General features: G+C 71.6%; 6 protein-coding genes. 1 reads left to right on the top strand and 5 read right to left on the bottom strand.

Annotated elements, in window-relative coordinates; all coding sequences use genetic code 11:
* The 4 genes from E1285_RS41605 to E1285_RS41620 form a co-directional block, all read right to left on the bottom strand.
* The coding region (locus E1285_RS41605; protein WP_132160220.1) for a S8 family serine peptidase at positions 1–2,170 on the bottom strand (2,170 nt) is incomplete at its 3' end.
* A gap of 283 nt (positions 2,171–2,453) precedes the next feature.
* Positions 2,454–4,121 (bottom strand): cation acetate symporter, encoded by a 1,668-nt coding sequence (locus E1285_RS41610; RefSeq protein WP_132160222.1) that lies wholly within the window; start codon positions 4,119–4,121, stop codon positions 2,454–2,456.
* Complete coding sequence (locus E1285_RS41615) at positions 4,118–4,360, bottom strand: DUF485 domain-containing protein (protein ID WP_243723424.1); 243 nt, start codon at positions 4,358–4,360, stop codon at positions 4,118–4,120. The genes E1285_RS41610 and E1285_RS41615 overlap by 4 nt, the downstream gene beginning before the upstream one ends.
* Positions 4,361–4,655: 295 nt before the next feature.
* On the bottom strand, positions 4,656–4,940 hold the full coding sequence (locus E1285_RS41620; RefSeq protein ID WP_132160226.1) for a GlsB/YeaQ/YmgE family stress response membrane protein: 285 nt from the start codon (positions 4,938–4,940) through the stop codon (positions 4,656–4,658).
* Positions 4,941–5,135: 195 nt separating this feature from the next.
* On the opposite strand from E1285_RS41620, the gene E1285_RS41625 reads away from it, so the two are divergent.
* Positions 5,136–6,320 (top strand): FAD-binding oxidoreductase, encoded by a 1,185-nt coding sequence (locus tag E1285_RS41625; protein ID WP_132160228.1) that lies wholly within the window; start codon positions 5,136–5,138, stop codon positions 6,318–6,320.
* A gap of 43 nt (positions 6,321–6,363) precedes the next feature.
* Here E1285_RS41625 and E1285_RS41630 read toward each other — a convergent pair.
* The coding region (locus E1285_RS41630; RefSeq protein ID WP_132160230.1) for a cytochrome P450 at positions 6,364–7,594 on the bottom strand (1,231 nt) is incomplete at its 5' end.

The raw sequence follows: 7,594 nt of genomic DNA on the forward strand, positions 1-7,594 counted from the left end.
GCTCCGGGGGGACGGCCGGGAAAGCGGCGGTGGGGCTCTCCGGCGATCCGGGCCCGTCGAGGGTGGTGCGCCGGAACGCCTCCCAGCCGTCATCGTCGAAGCCGACCGGGTCGACGGACGCCGGGCCGTCGACATCGGAACCGTGGAAGCCGATGGCGTTGAGCCCGTTGCCGTTGAGCCCGTTACCGTTGGTTCCGTTCAGGCCGCCGGCGTGGTGGCCGTTGCCGGCGTCGTGCCCGTTCCCCGGCCCCTGCCCGTTGCGTCCGTTCGCCGCGAACTCGCCGGGGACGAAAGGACGCAAGTCGTGCGGCAAGACCGGCGGCCCGTCCGAAGCCGGCGGCTGGCTGGAAGCCGGCGGTCGAGGCTCATCAAGCTCGGACGATCCCTCCCCGTCCCAGGAAGCCCCCCACGGCGGGCCTCCCGGCGGAACCGCGTCCAGGGGTGCGGTCTCCAGCGGCGACCCGTCCCACGACGAGCCGTCGCCCGAGCCGTCCACAGGCGGGTCGTCCACAGGCGGGTCGTTTACATGCGAGCCGCCCCAGGAGACGTTCGCCGGAGCGCCGTCTGCTGGGGAAGCGTCCCACGGGGCCGCGGCCGCGCTCACGGGGGATTCGTCCCACGACGTGCCGTCCACGGGGACGCCGTCCCACAGCGAGGGGTCCTCGCGTCGGAGGTCCTGCGGCGGGACGTCCGGTGCGGGCGGCGGCCCCTGGTACACGTCTGTGCTCTGCCAGAGCGGCGCGTTGACCGGGGCGACCTCGGGTGCCACGGCGGCGGGGCCCGCCGGTACGGCGGCCGCGCCCGCGGGCTGGCGCGCCGCCGCCGGCGCGGCCGGCAGGCCGTAGTCGGGCACCGCGTCGGTTTCGTCTTCGTCGAGGTCGTCCTCGCGGCGGCCCCGCTGCCGCCAGCCGAGCACGAGCCCGATGACGACCAGCACTCCGCCGCCGCCGAGGACCAGCGGGAGCAGGAGGCCCGCGTCCTCCGCGGTGTCCTCCGCCACCGGCTCGGGCGCCGGGGTCGCGGGCGGTGCCTCGACCGGCCCGCTGGACGTCTTGTTGATCTGGTGGGCGGCGTAGAGCGTCCGGAGCGCGTCGACCGTCCCGCGGCAGGTGGACGAGCCGCTCGGGTATCCGCGCCGGGCGGGCGACCCCTGGATCAGCGCCTGCCGGACCTCGGCCGGGGTCAGCCTCGGGTAGCGGGACCGGACGAGTGCGGCGACCCCGGCGACCATGGCCGACGAGGCGCTGGTCCCCGTCCCGACGACGTAGCCGTTGCTGGCGTCGGCGCTGACGATGTCCACCCCGGGCGCGCAGACGGCGGAGTTGGAGCGCCGGTTGCTGTCCTTCCAGAGGCGCAGGCGGCGGTCGAGCGCACCGACGGCGATCACTCCGGGGTACGCGGCGGGAAAGTTCTTGCGGTTGGCGCCCGAGCCGTCGTTGCCCGCGGAGGCGATCAGGACGACGCCCTTGCCGAGCGCGTACTTGATCGCGCTCTCCTGGGACTTGGTGCCGTTGTAGAACTGCCGTCCGCCGCCGAGCGACATGTTGATGATCTCGGCGCCCTGGTCGACGGCGTAGCGGATGCCCTGGGCCACGGCGTCGCGGTCACCGGTCCCGTCCTGCTGGCCGTTGTCGCGCCGCAGCGGGTCGTCGTTCTCCAGCGTGACGCGGACGGACAGGATGCGGCTCTGGGGCGCGACGCCCATCATCCCCTGCGCGAGCCCCGGCCCGTGGCCGTGACCGGAGATGATGCTGGCCATCGACGTCCCGTGCAGGCCCCAATAGCGGGTGCCCGGAGGACGCACTCCGCCGGTCAGGTCGGGCCCGGTGATGACCTGGCCGGTGAGATCGGGATGGTTCTTGTCGACGCCGGTGTCGAGGACCGCGACGGTGACGCCGCGTCCCCTGGTGTACTTCCACGCCTTGGTGGTGCGGAGCGCTTGCAGGTGCCACTCGCGGCTGCGGATCTGGTCGGTCGGCGCGTTGGCGAGGACGCCGGCCGCCGCGCCGCGCACGGTCCGTTCCCTGTGCGGCGCGTCACCGGTCGCGATCGCGGCCGGAACGACGATGGCGGCGCCGAGGGTCAGCGCGGTGAGGGCCGCGGTCGTCCGGGCGCCGAGCCGGGTCGCCGGTCGGGCACGCGCTGGACGGCGTCGACCGGCTTCGGACACGCCGCCGCACCTCCCTCCCCGGCAGACCGCCGCGCTGCACGGCGAGTTGACATTCTGCCACGCGAACCGGCCTCGGCCCGGGCACTCGACGCATTAGGGCACGTCCAGGACAGCGCGGATCTTCTTGCCCGCGACCTACCCGGCGATCCGCTCCGCGACCTGCCCCGTCACCGTCCCGGCGAGCCACCCGATACCCGTCGGTAACAAGTTCACCGACAAAATGCTAGCCCTTTCCCTCCGGCGAGTCACCGCCGCCCTGCCCCCCATCTGAGCCGGGCGGGCGTCAGTGGGAGCCCGCGCCGGTCAGGGCTCTGACCGAAAGGTCGTCGTGGCGGTCCGGGTCGGGGTCCTCTCGCCCGAGTAGGGTTCCGGCGATCGCGCACGCGAACCCGATCGGGATCGAGACGATGCCGGGATTCTCCAGCGGGAACAGGTGGAAGTCGACACCCGCCGGGAACAGCGAGAGGTTCTCGCCCGTCACCGGGTCGGTCTTCCCCGACACGACCGGCGAGAAGAACACCAGCACCAGCGAGCTGATCAGGCCGCCATAGATCCCGGCGACCACCCCGCTGGAGGTGAACCGCCGCCAGAACAGCGTCAGCACGATCGCGGGCAGGTTGGCCGCGGCCGCCACCGCGAACGCCAGCGCCACCAGGAACGCCACGTTCAGGTTCCGGGCGACGACCGCAAGGACGATGGCCAGCGAGCCGACCAGGAACGCCGCGAACCGGGCCACCGCGACCTCCTGCGACTCCCGGGGACGGCCGAACATCAGCACCTGGCCGAAATAGTCGTGCGCGAGCGACGTGGACGAGGCCAGCACCAGCCCGGACACGACGGCGAGGATGGTCGCGAACGCCACCGCGCCGATGAACGCCAGCATGACGTCACCGCCGAGGTGCCCGCCGGCGTGCTCCCCGACGGCCTGGGCGAGCTGCGGCACCGCGGTGTTGCCGGACGGGTCCTGCGCGACGATCGCCTGCCGTCCCACCAGCGCCGCGGCACCGAACCCCAGCGCCAGCGTCATCAGGTAGAAGGCGCCGACGAGCCCGATCGCCCACGACACCGACGTGCGGGCGGCGCGGCCGTCCGGGACGGTGAAGAACCGGTTGACGATGTGCGGCAGGCCCACCGTGCCGAGCACCAGCGCGACGGCGAGGCTGATGAAGTCGAGCTTGTTGACGATCGTCCCGTAGGTGTCGCCGGGGACGTCCTGCCCGTACCGCAGGCCCGGCCGCAGGAACGCCTCGCCCTTCCCGCTGGAGTCCGCGGCGGACCCGAGCATGGAACTGACGTCGAACCCGAACCTGCCGAGCACCATCACCGTCAGCACGACCGAGCCGGCCATCAGCAGGACGGACTTGATGATCTGCACCCAGGTGGTGGCCTTCATCCCGCCGAACGCCACGTAGCAGATCATGAGCGCGCCCACCGTGACGATCGTCACCGTCTCGGCGGTGCCCGCGGACATCCCGAGGAACCGCTCCCCGCTGTGGATGCCGAGCAGCAGCGACACCAGCGCGCCCGCCCCCACCATCTGCGCCAGCAGGTAGAACACCGACACGGTGACGGTGGAGACGACCGCCGCCCGGCGCACCGGTGCCTGCCGCCGCACCCGCTGCGACAGCACGTCCGCCATCGTGAACCGGCCCGCGTTGCGCATCATCTCGACCAGCAGCAGCGCGATCAGCCACGCCACGAGGAAGCCGATCGAGTACAGGAAGCCGTCGTAGCCGGACAGCGCGATGATCCCCGCGATGCCGAGGAAGGACGCGGCCGACATGTAGTCGCCCGCCAGCGCCACCCCGTTCTGGGGGCCGGAGAACGTCCGCCCGCCCGCGTAGAAGTCGTCGGCGCCCCGGGTGTTGATCCGCGCCCAGACCGTGATCCCGAGGGTGATCAGGATGAACGCGACGAAGAGCCCGAACGCCAGCGCGTTGTGCTCGATCACCGCAGCTCACCGGCAAGCGGGTCCAGCCTCCGCCGCGCGTACGCCACGTACGCCCAGGCCAGCGCGAACGTCGAGACGATCTGGAGGACGCCGAGCAGCAGCGCGACGTTGACGTGGCCCGCGACCGTCCGTCCCATGAAGTCCCGGGCGAACGCGGACAGCCCGACATACGCGAAATACCACCCAAGGGAGATCGTGGCGACGACCAGCGCGGCCCGCCGGAACCTCCCGCTGAGCAACTGGAACCGCTCATAACCCGCTATGGGCGCATAGCCCCTTGAAGGTCCCGGTCCGCTCCCCCCGCGTCCCGTGATCTTCGAGTCCCCCACCATCTGGCCTCCCCTGGACGGCCGTCACTCTAAGCGATTGATCGGTCGCACCATGAGAGCAAAGTTTCGACGCCCGCAACCCCCATTTGGCGAGATCTTCAGGGAGAACCCCGCATGCCGCGGCGAGCCGTTTCACCGCCGCACAGGCGACGGCCGGCCACCCGTCCAGGGCACGGTGGGTTTGTCCAGTCAGGACCGCGGGCGGTCAGCGTTCGACGTCGCGGTGCTTGCGGCGCGCTCTGAACGCGGCGACGGCCGCGACGCCGATCATCGCCAGGCCGACCTGGAACACCAGCTCGATCCAGTCGATGCCGGCGGTGGTGTCGACGCCGACCGACTGCGCGATCGCCGTCCCGATGAGTGCCGCCGCGATGCCGACGACCACGGTCATGATGACGCCGATGGGCTGCCGCCCCGGCAGGAGCAGCCGCCCCAGCGCACCGATGATCGCGCCGATGACGATCGCGGTGATGATCCCTGTGATGTTCATGCCCTCCGATGTGCCCACAAAGACGGCGTACTCACATCGGCACAGGTCACGGGCGGACGGCTGCACCCTGCAGGACCGCCGGTAAATATAGTCACGGATCTTGACTATCAAGATTCGTGACTATATCTTCTTTTCCAGGACGCACCGGCCAGACCGGCGCCGCACAGAGTCAGGGAACCCTGGAGGGAAAAGATCATGAACACTCCGTTCGCCACCCGGACGACCACCCAGCCCGCCGGCCCGCTCACCGTCGAGGCCGAAGGGCCGGCCGACATCCGGGCCGCGATCCTCACCGCCCGCGACCGGGGCCTGCCGCTCACCGTCCAAGCCACCGGGCACGGCACCGTCGTCCCGCCCGACGACGGCGTGCTTCTCAAGACCTCGCGGTTGGCGCGCGTGCTGGTCGACCCGTCAAGCCGAACCGCCCGCGTCGGCCCCGGCGCCCGCTGGAGCGACGTCATCGCCGCCGCCGCGCCCCTCGGACTGGCCCCGCTGTCGGGCTCGCACGCGTCCGTCGGCGTCACCGGCTACACCCTCGGCGGCGGCGTCGGCTGGCTGTCCCGCAGGTACGGGTTCGCCGCCGACCACCTGCTGCGCGCCGGCGTCGTCACCGCCGACGGCCGGCACCTGAGCACCGACGCCGACCACAACCCCGACCTGTTCTGGGCACTGCGGGGCGGCAGCGGCAACTTCGGTGTCGTGACCTCACTGGAGTTCCGGCTCCACCCGGTCTCCACCGTCTACGCGGGTACCGCGCTGTTCTCCGCCGACCGGACCGCCGACGTGCTCGCCCGGTTCCGGGACGAATCCGCGACCCGTCCCGACGAGCTGACCATCTCGATCCTCGTGACCGGCGACGAGCGGTACGGACGCGTCATCGCCGTCCGCGGCGTCCACACCGGCGACCCGGACGACGCGCGGCGGGCGCTGCGATCTCTGTGGAAGGCGGGCGGCCCGCCACTGCACGAGGACTTCCGGCCGATGCCGTACGCCGGGACCGAGTCGCTCGGCGGCATCCCGCCTCTCCAGTTCCACCTGTTCGCCGACCTGCCCAACCCGCTGATCGCCGCCATCGCCGACAGCGACGCGGCCGGCATCGAGATCCGGCACTGGGGCGGCGCGATGGCCCGTCCCGCCGCGGACGCCGGACCGGTCGGACACCGGGACGTGCCCTTCTCGATCACCGTCAACGGCTCCCCCGGGACGGCGGCGCCGCTGGTGCCGTACTCGACCGGCGGCTCGTTCCTGAACTTCCTGCACGACCCGTCCAGGACGGCCACCGCCTACACCCCCGAGAACCACCGGCGGCTCCGCGAGATCAAACGGACCTACGACCCCCAGAACGTCTTCCACCGCAACCACAACATCAAGCCCGCCTGAACGCGAGGCAACCGAGATGCCGGACAGTGCTGTTCCGCCGGGCCTACCTGCGTGTCACTCGCATCGGGACGGGCCCGGCCGGGCGCAACGTGATCTCGGCCCGCCCGCGCACGGGCGCCCCCGGCGCCAGGTCGAGACGGTGAGTGCGGCTGAGCGTCGCCAGCACCAGCACGGCCTCCAGCATCGCGAACCCGGCCCCGACACAGATACGCCGACCTCCTCCGAACGGAAGATAGGCATACCGGGGACGGTCCGACTCCCCCATGAACCGTTCTGGCTGGAACCCCTCAGGGTTGGGCCAGATCTCCACATTCCTGTGCAGGAGATAGGGCGGGACGGCGATGGTCGCCCCCGCAGGCACCTGCACGCCGGCGATGTCGTCGGCCGCAACGGCATCGCGTTCGATCGTCCAGGCCGGCGGATAGATCCGCATCGCCTCTTCCAGGACGGCGCGCGTCCAGGGCAGCCTGTCCAGGTCCTCGGCACGCGGTTCCCTGCCCCCGAGCACGTCGTCGACCTCGTCCTCTAGCCGTTCCCGCGCCGCCGGATAACGCGACAGCAGGACGAACGTCCACGCCAGAGACGCAGCAGTGGTCTCGTGCCCGGCCAGCAGCAAGGTCAGAACCTCGTCGCGGAGCTCCGCCTCAGAGAACTCACCACGCTCCTTGAGCAGATGCAGAAGCTCACCACCGGACGGCCCCCTGACGACCCGCTGGACCAACTCGTCCAACTGGCCGATCGCTCCACCCAACCCAGGAACGCGCTGATACAACCCACGCCTGGCGGTCGCGCCCGGCAGGAACGTCCCGATGACCGTCCCTCGCTGGAGGGCCTCCAGGGAACGCCCCGTCCGCCCGGCCTCACCGGCAAGCTCACTGCCGAACAGGGCCCGTCCCACGATGTCCAGGGTCAACCGCCGCAGCTCACCCGCCGCGTCGAGCGTCACCCCATCGGGCCACCGCTCGACAGCGGCGACGGCCGTCTCGACGATCCCCGGCGCGAACCCGACGACATGCCGCTGCGCGAACACCGGCTGCACCACCCGCCGATGCCGCCGCCACGTCTCCCCCTCGCTGGTCAGCAGCCCGTCCCCGAGGACCGCCCGCAGCGGACGATAGGTGAACGCCTTCACATAATTGTCCTGGTTGGCCACCAGAACACGCTCGGCATGCTCGGGCCGCGACAGCACGTAGAGGGCCCGCTCCCTGCCGAACGGCACCCGCACCGCGTCCCCGTACCGCCGCGCGAGCGCCCCGTAGGTCCCGAGCGGGTCC

This window comes from Actinomadura sp. 7K507, assembly GCF_004348425.1.
GTDB lineage: Bacteria > Actinomycetota > Actinomycetes > Streptosporangiales > Streptosporangiaceae > Spirillospora.

Excerpts from the sequence above, each read along its gene's own strand:
- E1285_RS41620 (WP_132160226.1), bottom strand. The coding sequence starts at position 4,940 with ATGAACATCACAGGGATCATCACCGCGATCGTCATCGGCGCGATCATC.
- E1285_RS41625 (WP_132160228.1), top strand. The coding sequence starts at position 5,136 with ATGAACACTCCGTTCGCCACCCGGACGACCACCCAGCCCGCCGGCCCG.